At 39.4% G+C, this 24,728-nt stretch carries 15 protein-coding genes; 10 read left to right on the top strand and 5 right to left on the bottom strand.

Annotated features, from left to right (window positions below):
- Position 1: 1 nt before the first annotated feature.
- The 6 genes from AC07WY_RS08605 (at position 2) to AC07WY_RS08580 (ending at position 6,668) form a co-directional block, all read left to right on the top strand.
- Positions 2–1,555, top strand: a complete 1,554-nt coding sequence (locus tag AC07WY_RS08605) for a 3-hydroxyacyl-CoA dehydrogenase (protein WP_494736156.1) — start codon at positions 2–4, stop codon at positions 1,553–1,555.
- 10 nt (positions 1,556–1,565) lie between these two features.
- Entirely contained in the window at positions 1,566–2,780 is a 1,215-nt protein-coding gene (gene pcaF, locus AC07WY_RS08600) for a 3-oxoadipyl-CoA thiolase (RefSeq protein ID WP_244013836.1), read from the top strand.
- A 69-nt stretch (positions 2,781–2,849) separates the two neighbouring features.
- Positions 2,850–4,178: a phenylacetate--CoA ligase PaaK gene (gene paaK, locus AC07WY_RS08595; protein WP_494736155.1), complete on the top strand. Its 1,329-nt coding sequence runs from the start codon at positions 2,850–2,852 to the stop codon at positions 4,176–4,178.
- Positions 4,179–4,227: 49 nt separating this feature from the next.
- Positions 4,228–5,169, top strand: a complete 942-nt coding sequence (locus tag AC07WY_RS08590; RefSeq protein ID WP_419336329.1) for a PaaX family transcriptional regulator — start codon at positions 4,228–4,230, stop codon at positions 5,167–5,169.
- A gap of 60 nt (positions 5,170–5,229) precedes the next feature.
- Positions 5,230–5,817: a gamma carbonic anhydrase family protein gene (locus AC07WY_RS08585; RefSeq protein WP_262086760.1), complete on the top strand. Its 588-nt coding sequence runs from the start codon at positions 5,230–5,232 to the stop codon at positions 5,815–5,817.
- A 392-nt stretch (positions 5,818–6,209) separates the two neighbouring features.
- Positions 6,210–6,668, top strand: a complete 459-nt coding sequence (locus tag AC07WY_RS08580) for a hypothetical protein (protein WP_262087520.1) — start codon at positions 6,210–6,212, stop codon at positions 6,666–6,668.
- A gap of 131 nt (positions 6,669–6,799) precedes the next feature.
- Here AC07WY_RS08580 and AC07WY_RS08575 read toward each other — a convergent pair whose 3' ends face one another.
- Both AC07WY_RS08575 and aspT read right to left on the bottom strand, forming a co-directional pair.
- Positions 6,800–8,401: a bifunctional aspartate transaminase/aspartate 4-decarboxylase gene (locus AC07WY_RS08575; protein WP_096734966.1), complete on the bottom strand. Its 1,602-nt coding sequence runs from the start codon at positions 8,399–8,401 to the stop codon at positions 6,800–6,802.
- Positions 8,402–8,455: 54 nt separating this feature from the next.
- The gene (gene aspT / locus AC07WY_RS08570) at positions 8,456–10,141 is read right to left on the bottom strand and encodes an aspartate-alanine antiporter (protein ID WP_004817270.1); all 1,686 of its coding nucleotides are present in this window, start codon (positions 10,139–10,141) and stop codon (positions 8,456–8,458) included.
- 534 nt (positions 10,142–10,675) lie between these two features.
- Here aspT and AC07WY_RS08565 point away from each other — a divergent pair.
- Together AC07WY_RS08565 and AC07WY_RS08560 are read left to right on the top strand one after the other, a co-directional pair.
- Positions 10,676–18,457: a YadA-like family protein gene (locus AC07WY_RS08565; protein WP_494736154.1), complete on the top strand. Its 7,782-nt coding sequence runs from the start codon at positions 10,676–10,678 to the stop codon at positions 18,455–18,457.
- A 101-nt stretch (positions 18,458–18,558) separates the two neighbouring features.
- The gene (locus AC07WY_RS08560; protein WP_419336334.1) at positions 18,559–18,975 is read left to right on the top strand and encodes an outer membrane protein assembly factor BamE; all 417 of its coding nucleotides are present in this window, start codon (positions 18,559–18,561) and stop codon (positions 18,973–18,975) included.
- A gap of 174 nt (positions 18,976–19,149) precedes the next feature.
- On the opposite strand, the gene AC07WY_RS08555 is transcribed toward AC07WY_RS08560, so the two are convergent.
- Together AC07WY_RS08555 and AC07WY_RS08550 are read right to left on the bottom strand one after the other, a co-directional pair.
- Positions 19,150–20,211: an alpha/beta hydrolase gene (locus AC07WY_RS08555; RefSeq protein WP_494736153.1), complete on the bottom strand. Its 1,062-nt coding sequence runs from the start codon at positions 20,209–20,211 to the stop codon at positions 19,150–19,152.
- A gap of 438 nt (positions 20,212–20,649) precedes the next feature.
- Positions 20,650–21,459, bottom strand: a complete 810-nt coding sequence (locus AC07WY_RS08550; RefSeq protein ID WP_056513343.1) for an IclR family transcriptional regulator domain-containing protein — start codon at positions 21,457–21,459, stop codon at positions 20,650–20,652.
- Positions 21,460–21,596: 137 nt separating this feature from the next.
- Between AC07WY_RS08550 and pobA the strand changes: the two genes are divergently transcribed.
- Together pobA and AC07WY_RS08540 are read left to right on the top strand one after the other, a co-directional pair.
- On the top strand, positions 21,597–22,829 hold the full coding sequence (pobA, locus tag AC07WY_RS08545; protein WP_494736152.1) for a 4-hydroxybenzoate 3-monooxygenase: 1,233 nt from the start codon (positions 21,597–21,599) through the stop codon (positions 22,827–22,829).
- A 208-nt stretch (positions 22,830–23,037) separates the two neighbouring features.
- Positions 23,038–23,718, top strand: coding sequence for a GntR family transcriptional regulator (locus AC07WY_RS08540; RefSeq protein WP_494736151.1), 681 nt, complete (start codon positions 23,038–23,040; stop codon positions 23,716–23,718).
- Between the two features lie 65 nt (positions 23,719–23,783).
- Here the strand turns inward: AC07WY_RS08540 and AC07WY_RS08535 are convergent, their stop codons facing one another.
- Positions 23,784–24,728: a PDR/VanB family oxidoreductase gene (locus tag AC07WY_RS08535; protein ID WP_494736150.1), complete on the bottom strand. Its 945-nt coding sequence runs from the start codon at positions 24,726–24,728 to the stop codon at positions 23,784–23,786.

Genomic DNA, 24,728 nt, shown 5'->3' with positions numbered 1-24,728 from the left:
CATGCAACAATTCAATTTACAGCAAGCAAATGTCGCTGTTATTGGTGCAGGAACGATGGGTATTGGGATTGCTCAACTGGCTGCGATGAATGGTCATCAAACGCTGCTCTTTGACCTTGATCTCGATACAGCCAAGGCAGCACTTGCACAGCTAACAGTGCAACTGAATAAACGTGTACAAGCTGGAAAAATAACACAAGCCATTGTGGACAGTACATTGGCAAATTTAACTGTGGTTGATGATATTCAGCAGCTTGCGGCAGCAGGATTAATTATTGAAGCTGTGGTGGAAAATAAAGAAGTGAAACAAAGCATTTTTCAACAACTTGCAGCGATTTGCTCAGAACAAACTATTTTTGCTTCTAATACCTCATCCATTTCAATAACTGCAATAGCATCTGTGATTCCACAACCTGAACGTGTGATTGGATTACACTTTTTTAACCCTGCACCGGTAATGAAACTAGTTGAAATTGTACAAGGCTTAAAAACTGCTAAAGTGAATGTAGATGCTTTGTTTGATCTGATGCAGACATGGAACAAAGTACCCGTTTTAGCCAAATCTACGCCCGGTTTTATTGTGAACCGCGTGGCTCGTCCGTATTATGCTGAAGCTTTCCGTGCTTTACAGGAAAATGTGACGACGCCTGAACAGTTAGATTTCATTTTACGTGAATGTGGTCGCTTTGCGATGGGACCATGTGAATTGACGGATTTAATTGGTCAAGATGTGAATTTTTCAGTGACACAGAGTGTTTATCAGGAATTTTTTTACGAGCCACGTTATCGCCCCTCTCTTATTCAAAAACAACTGGTAGATGCAGGCTGTTTGGGCCGTAAAAATAAACAAGGCTTCTATAATTATCATCAAGAACAACCAACACCAGTATATCGCTTACCTGAAATGACTCAGGATATCTCACAGAACATGAATGTGAGTATCTATGGTGAATGGGTCAATCAAGCTGATTTTATTCAGTGCCTAAAAAATCAAACGACATTCAATATCAACAAAGTTGTGTCTCAACAAAATTATATTCAAATTGATGATATTGATCTCCAACTCACGCAAGGCGAATCTGCCGATATTGTTTATACACATCAAAAGGTTGTACTGATGGATTGGCATGCAGATTGGAACAAAGCTAAAGCAATTGCAGCGACTGCATCTCCAGCATGTTGCCAAGCAGATCAAGATAAAATGACACAATTCTTTGCTGCAATTGGTGTTCATGTAGTTTGGACAAAAGATCATCCTGGGTTATATGTAATGCGAAGCATTGCAATGTTAGTCAATGAAGCTTGCGAGGCGGTTTTGCATGATGTCGCGACAGAACACGATATTGATGCTGCCATGAGATTTGGAGTGAATTATCCGCAAGGTCCGTTCCAATGGATGATGCAAATGGGTGCACAACAGATTTTGATGATTTTAGAAAATTTACATCAAGTTTATGGTGAAGAACGCTATCGCCCAAGTCTGTATTTAAGAAAAAAAGTTGCAGCTTCCGCTTTACCCGTAAAGCAAACACAACAATTAAAACAAGCAGGATAAGGAGTAAAAAATGGAACAAGTGTTTATTTGTGATGCTATTCGTACTCCAATTGGTCGTTATGCAGGAGCTTTAAGTAGTATCCGTACAGATGATTTGGCTGCTTTGCCGATTCAATATTTAAAACAACAACATCCTACGTTGGCTTGGGATCAGTTAGATGAGCTTATCCTTGGTTGTGCCAACCAAGCCGGTGAGGATAACCGTAACGTCGCTCGAATGGCATCATTACTTGCGGGACTACCAGACTCAGTACCTGCGATTACGGTAAACCGTTTATGTGCTTCAGGATTAGATGCGATTGGTTTGGCTGCACGTGCTATTAAATCAGGTGAAGCACAATTTGTATTGGCTGGTGGGGTCGAGTCAATGAGTCGTGCGCCATTTGTACAGTCCAAGCCAGAAACCGCTTTTAGCCGAACACCAAGTATTTATGATACAACTATTGGTTGGCGCTTTATCAATCCAAAATTTAAAGCGAATTTTGGGGTGGACAGCATGCCTGAAACAGCAGAAAACGTTGCTGAAAAGTATCAGATTAGCCGTGAAGATCAGGATTTATTTGCTTTCAATAGTCAGAAAAAAACGGCAACTGCGCAACTTAATGGCGTGTTTGCAGAAGAAATATGTGCTGTAGAAATAATCGATCGTAAAAAAAATCTGACACGTATAACTGAAGACGAACATCCACGCGCAGATACCACACTGGAAAGTTTGGCAAAATTAAAAGCGCCGTTCCGCAAACAAGATGGTTCTGTCACAGCAGGAAATGCATCGGGTGTAAATGATGGTGCCGCTTGTGTGTTATTGACCAGTGAAGGCTTTGCAACGGCAAATCAGTTGAAACCACTTGCCAAAGTCATTGCGATGGCAAGTGCAGGCGTTGAAGCAAAATATATGGGAATTGGTCCAGTACCAGCCGTACAAAAACTGCTGAAACAGACAGGTTTAAGTCTGGATCAAATGGATGTTATTGAGCTGAATGAAGCATTTGCAGCACAATCACTTGCAGTAATGCGTGAACTGGGTCTGGACGATGATGATGCACGTGTCAATCCCAATGGCGGAGCAATTGCTTTAGGTCATCCATTGGGTATGAGTGGTACACGTTTGGTGATCACGGCAATGAAAGAATTGAAACGCCGTAATGGAAAATATGCACTATGTACGATGTGTGTGGGTGTTGGGCAAGGTGTTGCGCTTATTTTGGAAAATTTTGACGCATAACAACCACTGCAATACCAAACCAAGGATTTTAAGAAACAGCCAAAGGATGGCTGTTCAGGGAGTAACAATATGAATAACAATACATTGGAACATTTAGAAAAAGCATCGGTTGATGAGTTACGCAATGTTCAATTCGAACGTATAAAACAAACATTGCAACATGCTTATCAGAATAGTGCCGTCTATCGTCAGAAATTTGATGAAGTTGGGGTACATCCTGATGATTTTAAAACTTTAGAAGATCTAGCTAAATTTCCATTTACCTCTAAAAAAGATTTACGCGAAAATTATCCATTTGGCATGTTTGCAGTTCCACAACAGCAAATAGTCAGAGTACATGCCTCGTCAGGTACAACGGGGCAACCCACTGTCGTGGGATATACTCAAAAAGATATTCAAGTTTGGTCTGATGTTGTGGCACGTTCATTACGTGCTGCAGGTTTAAGTAATCAAGATATTATTCAAGTGTCTTATGGCTATGGGCTATTTACCGGTGGTCTAGGTGCGCACTATGGTGTTGAGCGTTTAGGCGCAACGGTCATTCCTATGTCAGGTGGTCAAACTGAAAAGCAAGTACAATTAATACATGACTTTAAACCCACGGCAATTATGGTGACACCATCCTATTGCTTAAATATCATTGAAGCATTGGAAAAAAGATTTGGTACTGCCAAAGAGTGCTCCATTAAAATCGGAATATTTGGTGCGGAACCGTGGACCAATGAGATGCGTAAAGAAATTGAAGACCGTTTAAGGATTGATGCACTGGATATCTATGGCCTATCTGAAGTGATGGGACCCGGTGTGGCGATGGAGTGTCTAGAGACTAAAGATGGTTTAACCATTTGGGAAGATCATTTTTATCCTGAAATTATCAATCCAGAAACAGGCGAAGTGTTGGCTGATGGTGAATTGGGCGAATTAGTTTTTACCACGATTACCAAAGAAGGCATGCCTGTCATTCGTTACCGAACCCGAGATTTGACTCGTTTATTGCCAGGCACAGCAAGAACAATGCGCCGTATGGATAAAATTGTTGGGCGAAGTGATGATATGATGATTATTCGTGGTGTAAATGTATTTCCATCTCAAATTGAAGAACAAATTTTACAAATCCCTGAATTGGTTCCTAATTATGAGATTCAGATTTGTAAACAAGGTCATCTGGATGGATTGCACATCCGTACAGAAATGCGTCAAGATATACCTCAGGAAATACACGCACAACTGTGTACTCAGCTCAAAACTAAGATCAAAACAATGGTTGGAATTACGGTAAGCATTGAAATTTTGGCAGAAGGGGTATTGCCACGTTCAGAAGGTAAGGCTCAGCGTGTATTTGATTTGCGCAGCAATAATCATGTTACACATCCATCAAGTACGCTTAGCCTCGGTTAATTTGAGTGTTGTTATTTGAGATTGTTAAATTAAGGTCCTATCGAACATTATGAATTCAAAATTAAAACTTGCTATAGATGATTTTATTACCAAAGAAATGTTAAGTGGAACGTCACTGATCATGACGGTTTTTGGTGACTGTGTGCATCATCACGGTGGGATTATCAGTCTTGCAAGTTTGATTCAGTTAATGAGTGTTTTTGGACTCAATGAGCGTTCGGTACGGACTGCTGTATTTAGACTGGTACAAAATGGCTGGTTAGTGTCTGAAAAGATTGGTCGTACAAGTTATTACCGTGTGACTGAAAGTAGTCTCAACGGTTTTACACTCGCAGATACTAAAATTTATAATTTTAATCATAAAGAATGGGATCAAAGTTGGGATTTGGTTCTACTCAGTTCATTGGATATTGATAATAAACAAATTTTAAAGAAAGAATTGGAGTGGCTGGGTTTTGCCAGTATCGCAAGTAATGTAATGGCTTATCCAAGTTGCGATAAATTGAAATTACAGAATTTATTGCTCAGTCAAAACATGACAGATCAAGTGGTAATTTTTAAAGCTGAAACTTTGCAACTGTGGCAAGAATCTTATCCAACGGTAAAACGAATGGTGGAAGTTAATTGGCCAATTCTTGACTTACATTCACGTTATGAAAAATTTATCCATGATTTTAGAGAGTTCTTAAATCTTGTGGAAAATTCAGATGATATGGATGCCGCACAAGCATTTCAAATCCGTATTTTGCTTATTCATCAATTCCGCCGAATTTTATTAAAAGATCCAAATTTACCATTTGAATTATTACCTTCAAACTGGTTATCGCTGAATGCGAGAAACTTAAGTAGTAATCTCTATCAACTGGTTGTTTTTGCAGGGGAAGAGTACTTTATGCAGTTTGCTCGCACATCAGAAGGTTTTATGCCACCTTTACATCCTATGTTTTATAAGCGATTTGGTGGTTTAAAAGTTGAGGAAATGGACGCTTAAACCTACCAACGCATTTAATTATTTAAATGAGTTGGGCTTTGAAAAATATGGATTATTCACATGCCTTGTTATGCCATTGATAATGTAATTCCAGTCGTACACCCTAAAGCATTTGTACATCCTACTGCTGTATTAATTGGCGATGTTATTCTTGAAGAGGGCGTTTATATTGGTCCTTTTGCTTCGTTACGTGCTGATTTTGGACAGATTCATGTCTGTAAAAATTCCAATGTACAAGATAACTGCGTAATTCATGGCTTTCCGAAAAGTATTACCTTAATCGAAGAGTATGGGCATATCGGTCATGCTGCTATTTTACATGGCTGTACAATTGGCAAAAATGTTTTGGTTGGCATGAATAGTGTCATTCTTGATGAAGCTGAAATTGGTGAAAATACCATTATTGGTGCCAATAGCACAGTTAAAACCAAGGCTGTTATACCCGCAAATGTGCTCGCTCTTGGAAGTCCTGCAAAAGTCGTTCGTGATTTACTAGAAAAAGAAATTGAATGGAAGCGAAATGGAACAAAAGAATATATTCATCTTACACAGCGTTGTATAAATTCATTACGAGAGGTAGAACCTTTGATTTCTTTAGAGAATCGGTTGGATTTTACAAACTTTAAAGCTGAGCATCAGTTGTACTAATTTGTAGTTTGAGTGTTATAGCGGTTGAGCATCATAATATTGTGAATTGGATCAATGCGTACTGAATTTACAATCAGAAAATAGGTTCAACACATTGTTTTTGTCTCGTCCTAAAAAAGTTTAACAATATTTCATTGAGAACTAAGTTAAGCAATGAATTCGGTTCTTGCTTTTTCACACATATCATTTTTTCGCCAATCTCTTAAAATAAGGAAAAACATCTTCTTACTGACGATTATCCAAAGCTTATGGTGACCACACAGCAAATTGAACAAGCCAAGCTGTTGAGCAAAAGGCTGTTGTTATAGATGTCTAAGTGGTTCTTTTATTTGTTAATATTGGGTAAAATTACTGCAAATTTTGCACTTTATAAAATGTAGATTAGGATGATGATGAACAAAATTTTAGTGATTGCCTTAGGGATATTGCCAGTATTTGCACAAGCACAAAGCTTTAAATACACAAACACCGCGTCTGGTTTTAAAAATTATCAGGGACTAGCCACTTTAACTGGAAAATTTTCACGTAATTTAGACCCTGAATATTTGGATTATATGGGCGATGATATTTGCTTTGAACCTAACAAAACATCAGCTGCACTTATTCCACGCCCAAAAGGTGATACACGAGATGTCTGGTTTTGCTTTAGCAACTTTGATGCAGCAAAAAAGACTTTTAAGTTACCAGACAATATTAAAAAAGGTTATTGCCAATATGAGGGACAGGCAACGATTCAAATTAAAGACTATCATTTATTTATAGAGGAAACTGAAGGTTTTGATTCAACTCAATTAGTTTCAGCGACCAATATTACTCCTGCAAAAGCAATAAAATGTAAAGTGCAGAATTAAGACTGTTTAAATACTGTGATGAGATTTGATAACTACAAGTAAATAGAGCTTAACTTGGTTAGCTATTCGCAAACAAAAAAGATCGCATTAATGCGATCTTTTTTTAAAACAAATACTTAATCTATTTATACTCATTTATTCTTTTTGCTGACTTTTTTATATTCCAGATAAGCTTCTTCAGCAAATTTTCGTAATGAAGTCCCGATTGCTGCATATTGGAATTCATTTAAGTTGGCAAGCGAGGCGCGTGCAGAAGGATGTTGAACACCAAAACCTGAACCTGGAAGTAGTACTACACCTGTTTCATCAGCAACTCTGAAAAGTAATTCTGTTGGATTCTTATTTTTCATCACCCAATCAGCAAATGCATCACCATATAGTTTCCGTGAGGTATTTTCTAAATTGACCAAGGTATAGTAATCGACTGCATTCGGATCTTGTGGGACTTCAACCCCAAGCTGTCTATAAAGCGCAGCATCACGTTCTCGAACTACAGATTTCACTGCTTTTTTATAGCTTTGGCGAGAATCCATCATATTAAATAAAGCAAAAAGAACCATTTGTACTTGTTGAGGTGTGGATAATCCAGCCGTGTGATTTAAGGCAACATTACGGCTATCGGCAACAAGGCGATCAATAAACTTAATACTAGATGGATCTGTGGTGAGGGATGAGTAACGTTCTTCGAGTTCTTTCTTGTCTTTTTTAGAAAGCGCCGCAATTTTTTTATCTAAAATATTATGATTACTCAAGGCAATGACCCCAAGTCTCCAACCAGTTGCACCAAAATATTTAGAGAAAGAATAAACCAGAATGGTATTGTCAGGGCAAATTGCAAACAAGGATTTAAAGTTATCTGCAAATGTGCCATAAACATCATCTGTTAAAATAATCAGGTCAGGACGTTTTTTAACAATATCAGCCAAAATCGCTAAACCTTCATCACTCATTTTAACCGAAGGTGGGTTGCTTGGATTCACCAAGAAAAATGCTTTAATCGATGGATCTTCTAATTTGCGTAATTCGGATTCAGGGTATTGCCAACCAAGATTAGGATCAGCCTTGATGAGTACTTCTTCGAGCTGATAATCGTTGAGTTTTGGAATTTCGAGATAAGGGGTAAAAATAGGCGAACCTATGGCAATACGATCACCATGTGAAATAATTTTATTTTCTTTTAATGAATTAAAAATATAAGCCATTGCAGCTGTACCACCTTCCACTGCAAATAAATCGAGTTCTTCTTTAGGCATACCTTGTACGCCCATTTCACGTAAAACGTATTCTTTAATAATCTTTTCGCTGACTCTTAGCATTCGATCTGGGACAGGATAATTACAGCCAAGTATACCTTCGACCATTTCGAGTAAGAATGCATCAGGATCGAGTCCCAATTGGTCACGAACATAAGAAATTGCTTTACCCAAAAAAACAACACCTGGCTTGTCACGATTTTCTAGGATGAAGTGGTCAAAGCGTGATTGCAATCCTTCTGCACGCGGAAATCCACCAAGCCCTTCTGGCATATAGGAAAAAGAAAATTCTGATTCAGTGGCAGAAAATAAACCCAATTGGAAAAAGGCACGGCGTGGAACAGTTGCCAGAAAGTTTGGATTGCCTCGTCCCGCATTGAGCATCATACGGTCAGTATGGCTTTGTGCTAAAGCAATCAATTCATCTTTGAGTTCAAATGGGCTTAGTTTTGCGTATTTTGAATAATCAACGTTCCCCATGGGAAGTCTCCTTAATTATCTTGAAGTGAATGAGTTTGAAATTTATAAAATTATTTATGCTAAACCGACAATTAGAGGGCCAAGCAAGGTTAAAAATACATTTGCGAGTGCATAGGTAATTGCAAATGGGACGGTCGGAATTGAGTTTCCAGCTTTGTCGAGTACGCCACCAAAAGCGGGATTTGCACTGCGTGAGCCAGTTAATGCTCCAGCCATTACGGCGACATTGTTATAACGGAGTACATAACGGGCAAACAGCATTGAAAGAATTAGCGGTACTAGCGTGACCACCACTCCGATCATAAACAGGGACAAGCCACTTTCTTTAATGGTTTGAATGGCCTGTAAACCTGATTGCAAACCGACAGCAGCAACAAAACCAGCAAGACCTAAATCTTTGAGAAGTTGAGAAGCGGCTAAAGGCATATTGCCGTGGACTTGGTTACGGCTACGTAGCCAACCAAATAACAGACCTGATAACAGCGCACCACCACCTGCACCAAGGGTTAAAGGAACATCTCCAATACGGACAACAAAGAGGCCAATGACTAAACCAACAACTAAACCTGCACCATGGAAAATCCAGTCTGTTTTTAAGCTTTCTGGTAAAGCTTTACCCGCTTCTTTGACTAAGCGTTCAAGATCACTTTTAGTTCCATATACGGTGACCACATCGCCTTGACGCAGGACTGTATCATCACTTAATGCTTGCGCTTCACTGTTACGTTTAATTGCCAGCACATAAATGCCATGCTTTAAGTAATCTGGGGTATTGGCTTTGATATCGCCAAGAGTACGGTTGGCATATTTTGAGTTTCGTAATATGACATCTGTGGTGTCCATGATCATTTCCATGCCTTGTGAGGATTGCAACTCAGATCCAATAAACTCGGCAATGGAAACGATACTTGCCCTGCGACCAACGACCAGAACAACATCATCTTTCTCTAAGGTAATTTCTGGCGCAACATCAATAAATTGATCTTTGCGTTTTAATCGTTCAATGGTGACGCTCGGTACTTGTGTTTCGAGTTCGGCAATGGTGTGTCCTGATGCTTGTTTGACTTTGTAAATACGACCAACAATTTCAGGCATAGCCAATTCTTGACCAGGTGCCAGTTCAAATGCACCTTTTAACTGTTCCGCTTGCGCTTTCAAAGCATCATCATGAATTTCTCGCCCCATAAATTTTGGCAAGATATTCACACAGACAATAATTGCGCCTAAAGAACCAAAAATATAGGTCACGGCATATCCAATCGCAACATTGGCTTGAAGTTTCTGAATTTCTGCAAGTGGTAAGTCTAGGCGAGAAATCGCATCGCCCGCCGTACCAATAATCGCAGACTGGGTCATCCCACCTGCAGCCAAACCTGCTGCTAAGCCTTTATCTAGATTAAAGATTTTTGCCATGACTAAGACTGTAATGAGTCCACATACAGCCATAAAAATAGCCAGCAAAATTTCTTTAATGGATTGTGGCCCAAGCGATTTAAAAAACTGTGGGCCACTTTCAAAACCGACTGCGTAAATAAATAAAGCAAAAAGAATCGCTTTTACACCATTGTCGATTGGTACGCCAATAAGACTTAGAATAACAGCGACAAGTAATGATCCTGCAACACCACCAAATTGAAACTTTCCAAATTGAAACTGACCGATCCAAAACCCTATTGCTAAGGATAAAAATAATAGGATTTCAGGACTATGTTTTAATTCACCTTGTAGCCATTCAATCATTTTACGGCCCCACCTTTATTATTTAATCTATATTTGATTATGAATTGAGTGTTCATTTTTTTGCGTTCAATGAAAAATACTATATCAGCCGAGGTTGTGTAAAATATCCATATTTGAAATATATTATTTCATGGTTTTTTTATTTATTTAAAGAATATACCAAATATGGTGAATATTAAATTATGCTTAAATAATAAATATTTTAATTATCATAGTGCCTTTTACTTGCTTATTTATTTTTAATGAGATTTTTTGATTGATAATTTTTTATTAAAATTTAATTTATTTAAAAAATAAATTTAAAAAAAATAAACAAATTTTTTTGTATTTACAAGGTGCTTGTATTGATGATTATTTCAATGTAAATTATTGAAATTAATAAATTATTTATTTTGGTATTAGATATTTGTTTTTCTGGTGTTAGCAAAGTGTATCGTTTGGTAAACAGTATGGAAAAATATAAATATATTGTGCATTTTATTTGAAAAGTAATTAATAAATCAAAACATCATTATAAATGCAGGTATATATATCATGAATAAAGTGTATAAATTGGTCTGGAATACTACAGTGGGAAGCTGGGTTGTAGTATCTGAAATTGTAAAAGGTAATAAGAAATCGAAAATTAATAAAATTGTGAAAGGTTCGATGTTTTTATTATTTATTGTTAATTCAAATGCTATTTTGGCGCAAGATATTAATGAGAGTTTAAATGTAAATGGTAGTTTAACTGCAACTGGAGATGTGGTTGCAAATGGTGTTTCATTAACAACAGTAAATACTGATTTAAATCAAACAAAAAATGATTTAAATACCCTGGATGATCAAGTTAATAATACTTCTACGGGGTTGGTCACTAAGGTATCACAGGTTGATTTTGATAGCTTAAATAACCAAGTGAATGATTCAAGCACAGGGCTAGCGACGAAAGTGTCAAAGTCGGATTTCAATAGCTTGAATAATCAGGTCAATGATGTAAACACAGGATTAAATAGCAAGGCATCTGCGACGGATTTGAATTCGCTGAAGAATCAAACTTGGAATATACAAAGCAATGGTGGGACGTCTAGCGCCGTAAAAGCTACAGATACTGTGAATTTTGTGAATGGTAAAAATATTGCTGTAACCAATACGGGTACGAATATTTCAATTTCTACTGTGGATGATCCTGAGTTTAACTCGGTAAAAATTGGTGATTCTGCAAATAATACTGTATTGACCAGTACAGCAAATGGTTTAGACCTAGGTGGCGATAAGCTCACAAATTTAGCCAACGGTAGTATTGCTGCAGGATCTACAGATGCAGTGACAGGCGGGCAAGTGAATGATTTACTTTTCCAAAGTGGTCAAGGTATCAAATATTTCCACACCAACTCATCGCTTGTTGATTCACAAGCCAATGGTTTAAATTCTCTTGCTATAGGCCCTGTGGCAAAATCTGAAGGTGAACTATCAATCGCTATCGGTCATCTCTCAAATGCTACAGGACTCAACAGTATTGCTGTCGGAAATACAGCCAATGCCATCAATGATTATTCTATTGCTTTTGGTAAAGAAACAGGCGCACTTGGCGCCAATTCAACTTCTATCGGAAATGGTGGTCAAGCGAGAGCATTGACCCCGACTTATAACGTATCCAATACGCAACTGATTGCAATCAATGGTATTCCTGTCACCGCAATGGGAACGGATCCCAGCACTATTACTGAAATTAATGGGGTTGCTGTCTCTGCAACGCAAGTGAATCAATTCCTTACAGCTTTGCAAAATGGCGCCAATATGTCTGTTGGCGATAAAAGTGTTGCATTGGGGTCTTCTGCATTAGCAGGTGGGCCTTCAAGTATTGCGATTGGGGATGCTGCGATAGCAACAGGAACGCATTCAAATGCAATCGGTCAGGGTGCAAATGCCGTGGGAACCAATGCCAATGCGATAGGAACCTCAGCATCTGCTGCCACCAATGCCAATGCGATCGGAAATTCAGTGTCTGCAAGTGGAACTGCGAGTGTCGCAATCGGAAATCAAGCGACTTCAGGAGGCACGAGTTCAATTGCATTAGGTGATGGCGCAAAATCTAGTGTGGTTAATGGTGTTTCAATTGGTAGTGCTGCAGGAGTAGGTTCTATTGGTTCTGGTACATTTGACCGCAATGGGCATATCGCCGTTGGAGCAAATGCAGGACAAAATATTAGTGGTAACCAATCGATTGCGATAGGGGTTGGTGCGGGTAGCAATTCAACAGTCAACTCAACAAGTTCTGATTACAATATCGCTTTAGGTAGCGATGCAGGAACAAACTTATCGGGTAATCAGAATATTTCAATTGGTTTTGGCAGCAATAAAGATAGAAACGCTACCGTACAAAGCTCAGTTGCGATCGGTGCGGCAACATTTACTGAAAGTTTAGGTGTAGCTGTTGGAACACGAGCAAGTGTTGCTCAAGGCGGTGTTGCACTTGGTTATGATTCAATTGTGACAGGCACTTCAGGGGTTGCAATTGGCTTGGATTCTTTGGCGGGTCAAAGTGATGTGGCATTAGGTTCTGGAAGTATTGCGCAAAATAACTCACTTGGAAATGGCTATATCACCAACGTCTCTGGTGGTGTGGGAGGTTTTAACATTGTTTCGGTCGGGAATAAAAATGAGCAACGTCGAATTACCAATGTTGCCGATGGTTCTGACTTGCAAGATGCGGTGACGGTCAATCAGATTAAAGCATTACAAAATGACATTATCCGTGTGATGGGCGCAACGGATGCAAAAGGTAATCCTGCAACTATTGGAAGTGGAGGTACTTTACCTTTAATCCAAGTCAATGTTAAAGACTCCTCTGGAAATACCAGTAAGCTTCCAACAACAATTCAAGATGCTTTTGATTTACTGGGTACGGGACAGATTGGTGGCGTAGTACCTGATGCTGTGTTGTATAACTCAGACAAATCAGTTGTGAATTTAGTCGGTACTGATGGAACGATTATTCGCAACGTAAAAGGCGATGAAAATGATCTGTCCTCAGCGGTGAATTTTGGGCAATTAAAAACAGCTGTTGCGGAAGCAGGACCACAATACTTTTCAGTAAATACCACGGATATCAATAATAAAAACAATACAGGGGCAAATGGCGACAATTCTTTAGCAATTGGCCCGAGTGCCAGTACATCTTCCCTTGCAGCGGGGAGTGTTGCTTTAGGTAGTAATGTGATTGTAGCAAGAGAAAAATCAGTTGCGATTGGTGCGGGTGCGGGTTCAGTAGGGGTTTCCTCAATTTCAATCGGTGATTCTTCGATTGCCACAGGTACAAATAATATTGCGATGGGGAAAAGCGCAGAAAGCCGTGGCGAAGATAGTATTGTTATAGGGAATGGTTCTGAGGCGGACGGCACCAAGTCAAACTATGCGGTCGTTGTAGGGAGTGATGCTGAAGTTAATTCCGCAGATCAAGGGATTGCAATTGGTCGCCAAGCATTGTCTCAGGGAGATAATGCGACGGCAATTGGTTATCAGTCTAAAGCCAATGGTGCGCAGAGTGTTGCATTAGGACGCTTTGCCACAGCAACTGCTGAAGACAGTATGGCCTATGGAGATAATGCTAAAGCTTCGGGTGCGAATTCTACTGCAATAGGTTCAGATGCAAACAGTACTTCTCAAGATGGTTTGGCAATAGGCTCTCAAGCAAAAAGCTATGCAGCAAAAGCCACGGCAATTGGTCAAAACGCAGAAAGTGCGGGTGAAAATGCGATAGCGTTTGGTGTCAACAGTGTAAGTCGTGCTAAAGATGCCACTGCGATAGGCAATAATGCAACTTCAAATGGAATCAATGCGATTGCACTTGGCAAACAATCCAATGCAAATGCTTTAAATTCAATTGCGGTGGGTACAGGAACCAATGCACTTCAAGAGGATGCGGTCGCAATCGGAAATAGTGCTTCGGTGAGTGCGAAAGGCGCAACTGTATTGGGTAAGTCTGCAACAGCATCACATGAAAATGCTGTGGTTTTAGGAAATCACTCAGTTTCGGCAGCTTATGTGGCAACCAAATCAGCCACAATTAATGGCAAAACCTATGATTTTGCAGGAGCTCCCGCTGCATCTTCTAGTGTAAGTGTCGGGGATGTCGGTGCTGAACGAACCATTGTCAATGTCGCTGCTGGGCGTATCAGTAGCTCAAGTACAGATGCAATTAATGGCAGTCAATTATATCAAACCAATCAAGCCATTACCGATTTAGCAGAGACGCCATTAAGCTTTGCCGGAGACACTGGCGCGAAAGTAGAGCGTAAATTGGGTGAGCAATTAAAGCTCACTGGTGGAGCAACTGGGGTACTTACAGATGGCAATCTTGGGGTTGTAAGTAATGGTACCGATACTTTGCAATTAAAATTGGCCAAAGATGTCAACCTGACCGCTCAAGGAAGCTTAAGCGTCGGCACTTCCAAAATTACAGATGGGCAGGTGGAAATTAAAGACAGCACCAATAATAGTAATATCAGCACCTCCACTCAGACAGTGATTACTGCAGGGGCAAGCAGTAATAGCATAAATGCCAATAGCATTAACTTAAAAAATGCGAGCAATAATGTTGTGTTAAGTGGCACGACAGGTACTTTGACAGGGCTGACCAATAAAACTTTAACTGAATCAGACTTTGCCAAAATGGGGCGTGCAGCAACAGAAGAACAGCTTAAGTTAGTCAATGAGGTGGCTGAAAATGCCAATAAAGGTTGGAATTTAACCACCAACAAAGACGCTACAGGCACTACAAATATTGCAGCCACGGATACAGTCGATTTTTCAAATAGTGATGGCAATCTAGCCATTGGTCACACTGGTGCAAATGTCGATCTAAAACTTGCAGAAATCGTTAATGTGGGCGGACTTCCAGGTGGGGCAAACATTGCCATTAATGGCAAAAATGGCACGATTACAGGATTAACCAATACCACTTTTGATCCGAGTAACTATTTATCTGGGCGCGCTGCAACTGAGGATCAATTGGCAACACCCATTACATTTGCTGGAGATAATGCCGGTGTGAATGTCGATCGTAGATTGGGGCAACGCTTGAGTATTGTCGGTGGTGAATCTGTTGCGAGTAATTTAACCGACAATAACATCGGTGTAGTTGCAGACAGTACCGACAATAAACTAACCATTAAACTCGCTAAAGATATTCAGCTCGATAGTGTAAATGCGAGTGGCACAGTGATCGATAGCAAAGGCTTAACTTTTGTAAACGCAAGTGGCGGTGCTGTGCCGAATTCACCAAGTGTGACCGTGACAGGAATCAATGCGGGGACCAATAAAATTACCAATGTTGCATTGGGTGATATTAGTGATAGCTCTATGGATGCTGTAAATGGGAGCCAGATTAAACAGATTATCGATAAAGGATTTAGCATTAGTGCAAATGCTGACAGTGCAGCAAAAGATACGATTGGTCTCGGTGAAAATGTTGATTTTAGTGCAATCGATGGCAACATTAAAATTACCAACACAGGCAATAATGGCATTAGCTTTGGGCTTGAGCCAGTGGTCAAGATTGGACCTGCCACAGGTGGAAATCCAATAACAGTCAATGGTAATACAGGAACAATTACAGGCCTAAGCAATACAACCACATCCAGTAATGACTTTGCTACAGTCGGTCGCGCGGCCACAGAAGAACAGCTCAAACAGATGCAAACTGGGCTCAATGATGCGGGCTTTGGCTTAACGGCTGGCGACGGCAATACCATCAACAAAAAATTGGGCGAAAGTATTGAGGTTATTGGTGCCGATAGCAATATTGCCACCAAAGTCACTGGTGGCAAAGTTGAAATAGAGCTCGCCAAAAATATTGATCTGAGTACTGCAGGCAGCTTAACAGTCGGTACCAGTAAAATTACAGATGGTCAAGTTGAATTAAAAGATGCGGGCAAATCGAATATTAGTACGGTGAATAGTACAATTGTCAGTGATGGTAGCAATAGCAGTACGTTAGGTGCAGGAAATATCAATGTCAGTAATGGCACTTATCAAACCCAAGTCGGCCCAACACAAATTCTTGTAGGTGGTGCAAATCCAGTTACAGTGAATGGTTCAACAGGACGGGTGAGTGGTTTAAGCAATACCACTTGGGATCCAAATGCAAGTTACAATCAAAAACAAGCTGCGACTGAAGAGCAGTTAAAACAAGTCAGTGATGTGGCTCAGAATGCCAATCAAGGCTGGAACGTCAAAACGGATGCTATTTTGGGGACAACGCAAGTCAAACCAGGCGATACGGTCGATGTCGGTTTAGCAACAGGTGAAACTAATTTAAATGTCAGTGCAAAAAATGACAGTAATGGAACGACAACCATTGATTTCAGCTTAAATAAAGATCTGAATATTGATAGCGTCACTGCGGGTACAGCAACGGACTCCACTGTACTGAATAAAGATGGTATGACCGTACAAGATGGTAGCACTCAAAGTGTGATCAGTTCTGGTGTGATCAGCGTCAAAAATACGGTCAATCAAGTTGTACTTGATGCCAATAAAGGCACTCTAGAAGGTTTAACCAATAAGACTACATCAGGTAAAGATTTTGCTACCACAGGTCGTGCAGCCACAGAGGAACAGCTTAAAGAAATCCAAACTGGACTGAATGATGCCGGTTTTGCTTTAACCGCTCAGGATGGCAATACAGTAAACAAGAAATTAGGTGAAAGCGTTGATGTAATTGGTGCTGACAGTAATATCAGTACCAAGGTTGCAGCTGGAAAAGTACAAGTCGAGTTAGCAAAAAATATTGATCTTACTTCTGCAGGAAGCTTAACGGTTGGTAAAAGCAAAATCAGCGATGGCAAAGTCGAACTGAAAGATGGCGCCAAATCGAATATTAGTACCGTCGATGGTACATTGGTGAGTGATGCAAGTAATAATAGTAGTTGGATTGGTGCAGGCAGTATCAATCTAAGTAATGGTATTTATCAAACCCAAATGGGACCAACACAAATTATTGTGGGCGGTGCGAACCCTGTAACTGTGAATGGTGCAACAGGGACTATTGGTGGGCTGACCAATAAAACATTTAATCCAAATAACTTTGTCAGTGGTCAAGCTGCGACAGAGGATCAGCTTAAAGCGGTGAGCGATCGTATTCAAACAGCAAACCAAGGTTGGAATTTGACCACCAATGGAACCAATAGTAATCCAGTTAAATCAGGCGATACGGTCGATTTTAGTAACAAAGATGGCAATATTAATATCAGTAACAATGCCAATAATGTCAGTGTCGAATTAGCCAAAGATATCCAGGTTGACAGTGTGACTGCAGGCAATACCGTAATCAATAATGATGGTCTTAGCATTACTGGCGGGCCAAGTGTGACTAAAAATGGTATTGATGCTGCGGGCAATAAAGTCACCAATGTTGCAGAGGGGAGTATTGCTCAGAGTAGTAAAGATGCAGTGAATGGAAGCCAGATCCACAATATTATTGGGGATGGTGCGTTCCAAGGCGGAGATGGCAATACCATTACCAACATCGGTGGGACAGGTGCAACCAACATTAATGATGCGATTAGCTCAATCAACCAAAAAGCTGGGCAACATTCTACAGTTATTGCGGGGCAGAATATGACGGTCACTGAAACAACCAATAGCCTAGGAGGTAAGGAATATAAGGTTGCAACAGCGGATGACGTAAAATTTAACACAGTTACCGCAAATACGGTTACTGCAGATAATGTCATAGCAAACACAGTCAAAGTGGGTGATGTTGCAATAGATCAAAATGGAATAAATGCTGGGAATAAAAAAATCACCAATGTTGCAGCAGGTGAAGTATCCAGCACTTCAAAAGATGCGGTTAATGGTTCACAACTCAATACATCAAACCAATACATCACCACATCATTAGGCGGTGGCGCAAAATATGAAAATGGTCAGTTCACTCCGCCAACCTACAATGTAAATAACGGCTCATATCATAATGTAGGTGATGCCTTAGGTGCGCTTAATCAGGCTGATATTGATTTAGGTAATAAAATTACCAATCTAGGCGATCGTTTAGAGCAAGTATTTTATGACACCAATGGTCGCATAGATGATTTAGAGAAAAGAGCCAGTGCAGGCAATGCGCAAGCACTTGCAACAGCAGGTTTACCTCAAGCTTATATTCCAGGCAAAAGTATGATGGCAATCAGTGGGGGGACTTACCGTGGAGAAAGTGGGTATGCGATTGGGATGTCATCAATTTCAGATAATGGTCGATGGGTGTTTAAGGTGAGTGGAAGTGGTAACTCGCGTGGTGATTTTGGGGGAACTGTAGGTACTGGAATCCAATGGTAGTTTAGGGAAGCTAAGGCATTTTAGCCATGTAAACAGTGTCTTAGCTTACCATTTTTTGGATTCAAATTAACGAGAACAATAATTTATGTGAGAGTCGACATATGAAAAATTTATTAATATTGAGTTTAATAGCCCTAACATTGAGTGCTTGTGCCACAGGAACCATTATTTCTAAAGAGGGTAAAACCGATCAAGCGAAATGGCACAAGGTGGATGATGTCATTTTAAATAAAAAAGCGGGAACATTCCCAAATGTACAGAACTTGAATCAAGTCAGAGCAGGAATGACCAAAGATCAACTTTACGCGCTGATTGGTCGACCTCAATATGAGGATGGCTGGAGAGCTAGAGAATGGAATTATTTGTTCCATTTCACAACTGCAGACCGTACCAATGACACTATTACAACCTGTCAGTTTAAAATTTTATTTGACCAAGAAAAGGTCGCAAGAAGCTTTTACTGGAATCCAATACAGCCTAAAGATACCCTCTGTCCTCCCTCTCTTGAATTAAAGTAACAATCAGTGAGTAGATGGTTGAAGGCTTTAAAATTGTATACTTTAGGCATTTAATTTTTTGCGTGTAGAAAAATTCAATCTCAAACAACAGTGTGTAAAGAGAAAACCCACAACGATGTGAACACTTTAAATAAGCGGTCATATCGTTGTGGCACATTTAAATCATATACGTTTTTAAGATGATGTTTTAACACGCCATTGAGGATAGATCGAAAGGATATAGTCCTGAAATTGTTGTATCACTTTTGGATTGTTTGAACGCTTTAAATAGTCTAAAACACGATCTAAATAAGCCTCACTGGGTTGTATCTCAAAGCCTAAATTTTGACTTAATTGAGCATAATGTTCTTTTATAAGATTGGGGTTTTCTGGGATCGCTTTAATATTGACTCGCATACCTTCAAAAATATAACGCAAACCATCAAGATTACCTTTCATTGGCACAGTACCGTGATCTTCACCCTCATACTGGACATATTTATAGTTCAGTTGAGTAAAAGGCTGTTGACTTAAATATTGATTGAACTTTTTGATACCCTTGTAATGGTTGTCTAAACTGTCTGTATTTTCACTGGCACCAACTTGGGTTAAAAATAAAGTTTTATGCTGAAAATCTTGATTGTTCGCTTCCTTAAAACGTTTCAGCATGATCTCATCATCCCACCAAATACTAGGGTCATGGACAATATAGGCTTGGATATTTTGTTGACCATTGAGCATATGATTGAGTGCGGTAATACCTCCGAAAGAATGACCAATCAATATATTTAACCCATTCGTACGATATTTTTTCTCAATATCAGGCATGAGCTCCGATTCTAAAAATTTAAAAAATGCGACATTTCCGCCAGTTTCACCTTCAATTACACGTCCTTCATTAATTTCAGGCTTTTGCTTGGTTGGGGTTAAGTCTCGAGCACGATCTGTATTAACGATCCCAACAACGACGATTTCAGGAATCGAAGGGTAAGGTGACTTCGATAATTTTTCCACAATTCCTGTCAAATAATGGAAGTTACTTTCGCTATCTAATAGATAAATCACAGGATATTTTTGCTTAGGATATTTGCCATATGTTGCAGGGAGATAGATCTGGATTGGTCTTTTTTCATTTAAAACTGAAGACACGAAGTTGTGTGTTTCTCCAATTTTGATGCTGTTATCCGCAAAACTAGGTATTGAGATTTGCATGATCAACACGCCTAGCGCCAAGTAGAGAGAAGTTTTCTTCAACATGAAAAATGACCTATTCGATAACAGTGATGTGATTCCCCCAGTCGAGTAAACTTATTGATTGCTCAAGTATGGGTACTGATGATTTACAGAAAAAAAGAGATTAAATTCAATTCAGGTTGCGTTGCTGGCTGACAAAGCTTTTAGCAGAAACAGGTGTTTTGCAGCATCAGTTTGTATTTTTATAACTGATCAAAGTCATAGAGCTGAGTACACGATTTGCTATTGGCTGAATAAGAATAGATTGGATCATAAAATTGATTTTTATAAATATGCGAATAATAATTATTATCTTTTAAGTTGGTGGTAAAAATCAATATGGATCTATATGTTTTATAAATTTATATTGTTTTGCGCTGTCATGAACAAGTTAAAAGCTATGCGTTTAAAAAATTAGCCTTTAAGCATTATGGTTCCCATTAAAATTTCTTCAAGGTATTTTTAAACCATACTCCTTAACTCATAGGCTGTATTTCTCAGTAAAGGCAAAACTTGCTGAATCAGTTGTTCTTCAGTGACACGATGTGTTTGTGCAATACAGTTTAATGCAGCGACGGCTTTGCCTTGTGCATTTAATACTGGAACTGCAATCGCAATAACCCCTAATTCATGTTGTTCTTTTGATAGACAATAATCTTGTTTTTGAATTTCTGCCAATACTTGATAAAACTGGACTTCATCTTGAATGGTATAAGCGGTGAGGCGTTTCAAACTATATTTATTTACCCAGTGTTTTTGTTCTTCTAAATTCAATGCTGCCAATAAAACCTTGCCTGTTGAGGTTGCATGTGCAGGCAGACGATTGCCCAAATGCATCCCATACGGGCTGAGGCGTAAATTATCATGTTGAGGTAAGTAGCTTCGCGCAATCGGAACAACTTCATGTTCATCTAAAACCACCAGCGAAAAAGTCAGACTGGTTTGTGCGCTTAACAGGTTGAGTATAGGTTGCACAACTTTAGGCAGATGTGCAGAGCTTAAATAGGAGCTCGATAAGCGTAATACTTTGTGAGTTAACCAAAAGTAGTGATCATCAGTTTCTAAATAACCTAAATATTTTAAAGTTCGTAAATATCTTCGTGCCGCTGTACGGCTCAATCCTGTACGCTCCGCAATTTGAGTCGAATTGAGTTTTTGACGATCAACCCCAAAGGCTTCTAGCAAACTTAGTCCTTTGGCGAGTCCAGCGATGTAATCGTCTTGCTTAATGGTTTCACCTGAAACTTCGTTCTCAATTAAATCGTATCTCATCGTTCATCCATTCCCGATTATAATTTTATGGCCGATATACGGTCATTGTTGCCACTATACGGCGATTATCCAGTTTTCACCATATCAAAAAGAGATCAAAAAAATTAATTTAATGGTCAGGATATGGAGAAAATATTATGGAAAATTTAACGACACAAGTGGCAATTATTGGTTCAGGCCCAGCAGGGCTACTGCTTGGACAACTGTTGTTTAAAGCAGGTATCTCCCACGTGATCATTGAGCAACGCAGTGCTGAATATGTAGCTGCACGTATTCGAGCAGGGATACTTGAACAAGTATCGGTTGATTTATTGAAGCAAGCGGGTGTGGATGAAAATCTAAACAAGTTTGGCTTAGCACATAATGGTATTGAAATTTTAACCAATGGCTTAAAGCATCGTGTGGATTTATCTGAGTTAACTCAGGGGAAGCAAGTTACGGTTTATGGACAAACGGAAGTCACAAAAGATTTAATGCATGCACGTGAAGCGGCAGGTCTATGTACTTACTATGAAGCTGAGAATGTGCAAATTCATGATTTTGAGCAAAACCCGTATGTTAGCTTTCAGCAAAATGGTCAATCGTATCAGCTTAGATGTGATTTTATTGCAGGCTGTGATGGTTATCATGGGGTCTGTCGTGCAAGCGTGCCACAAGATAAAATCAAAACTTTTGAAAAGATTTATCCATTCGGTTGGTTAGGTGTACTTGCAGATGTTCCACCTGTTTCAGATGAATTAATCTATGTGCAGTCAGAACGTGGTTTTGCTTTATGTAGTATGCGTTCAAAAACCCGTAGCCGATATTATTTGCAAGTTCCTGTGACGGATCATGTCGATGAATGGTCTGACCAACGATTTTGGGATGAGTTAAAAAATCGCCTTGATGACGAAAGTCGTGAAAATTTGGTTACAGGCACTTCTATTGAAAAAAGTATTGCACCTTTACGCAGTTTTGTGACTGAACCAATGCGATTTGGGAAACTATTTTTAGCAGGAGATGCGGCACATATCGTTCCACCGACTGGGGCAAAAGGTTTAAATTTAGCTGCATCTGATATCGCTTATTTGTCAAATGCCTTAATTGAATTTTATCTCAATGGTTCAGAACAAGGCATCGAGGAATATTCTGAAAAATGCTTAAAACGTGTGTGGAAAGCAGAACGTTTTTCATGGTGGATGACGCATTTACTGCATCGTTTTGAAACGGAAAGTGAGTTTGATCATAAAATTAAGCAGGCTGAATTGAGTTATATTTTAGATTCACATGCGGGTTTAACCACATTGGCTGAAAACTATGTGGGTTTACCTTATGAAATTAAAACATTTAATGAGGTTCAGGGGAGTCGTTCTGACTTGCTTAGTCATTAATTTTTGAAAAATAGAAAGTTACCTATTTTGAGCAAGGTTTTAAATCTTAATTAAATATAGGTGGCTTTCTTTTTCTTTTTTATACAACAAAGCTGTTCAGGCTTTTTTTGAAACTTGAAACCAAATAGATTCAAATCGAAAATTTGTTTTCATTTTATAGATGAACTTGTTAGCATCAAAGGGTATTTTTGATAGCGTGTGACAGTGAATGTCTTCAGGTCAACAAGTTTTAATTAAACTTAGAAAAATGATTATTGCTGGAGAGCTAGAAGGCGGTACCAGAGTGGCAGAGATCCCAACGGCTGAGCTGCTTGGGGTGTCCAGACAGCCTGTGCGTATGGCATTTCGTTTGCTTGAGCAAGAAGGCTTGCTGATTAAAAATCCGACTCGAGGTTATACGGTTCGAGAAATTTCAGAAAAACTGATCAATGATGCACTTGAAGTGCGTGGCATCCTTGAAGGACTGGCTGCTAAAACCATTGCAGAACAAGGTTTGACGGAAGAACAGAAAAAAATACTACAAAATTGCATTGTCGAAACTGAAAAACTTTTTGATGGAAAAACTGAGTTTGGTGATCATGACCTGGAACGTTACCATCACTTTAATGTGATTTTTCACGATACCATTATTCAAGGCGCGCAAAATGTTGCATTGATCCAAGCCTTAGCCAAAAACAATCAATTGCCTATGGCCTCGGCCCAAGCCATTACCTATGACCAAACTCAAGCACTTTCAGAATATCGTCGCTTACATTATGCCCATCTACAACACTGTTCAATTTACGATGCTTTAATGCATAGACAAGCTGGGCGTGCTGAAACATTGATGCGGGAACATAGTAGTGTTGTGGTTTTGGGTGAGACCTTAAGAAATGTATTGTCTCAATAAAACCGAAAAGAAATATCAACAGACCCTAAGCAGCTCTTTTAATCGAATCAAAGGGCTGTTTTTCATTAGAATTCAATCAGCAAACTTGTAGATTTTGCTCGGGAACAGCAGGGGGTAAACTGGTTATTTAATGCATGTTCTTCATCAGTCATAAATACATCACGGTGATCTGGAATTCCTGCAAGCACACGCGTGATACAGGTTCCGCAAATACCTTGTTCACAAGAAACAGGGACATCAAAACCGTTCTCAATTAAGGCTTGGGTTGCTGTTTGATGAGGCTGTACTTCGATTCGACGGTCACTGCCTTTGATTTCGATGGTAAAAGCAGCATTGTTAGATACCTCTGACTTTTGTGCGACAAAGTGTTCTTGATGTAGCTGCTCTGTCTGCCAGCCCATGTGTTGAGCTGACTCCATCACAAATGCCATAAAACCTGCTGGTCCACAAACATATAAATATCTATCGGATGTGGTCTGCTCCAAGACAGACGACATATCACATTGAGTTTCAGGTTGATTTTGAATATGAAAATGAATCTGACCTGTAAAGTGTTCGGTTAAATTTCCATAGAAAGCAATCATTTCATGACTACGTACAAAATAATGCAGCTCAAATGGGATCCGCTGGGATTTAAGTCGATATGCCATTGAAAGAATCGGGGTAATACCGATACCACCAGCAAATAAGATTGCCTTTTGGGTATGAGGATGAATTTCAAATAAGTTACGTGGTACGCCAATACGTAATTGATCACCTTCACGGTACTCGGTATGCATGCAACGAGAACCACCTCTAGAATGCTCATCATGCAAAACACCAATCACATAACGGTGTTTTTCACTACAACAGTTTGAAAGTGAGTATTGGCGCGTTAAGCCATTTTTGAGATGTACATCAATATGCGCGCCTGCCTCAAAGCTTGGAAGGGCAGAACCATTGCTTGAAATCAATTCAAAGGCTCGAATTGATGGAGTAAGTTGATGAATTTTATTAATAACAACGTCCAT

It is taken from the genome of Acinetobacter sp. GW821-FHT01C12, assembly GCF_059422625.1.
This window is presented reverse-complemented; position numbering and strand designations above follow the sequence as displayed.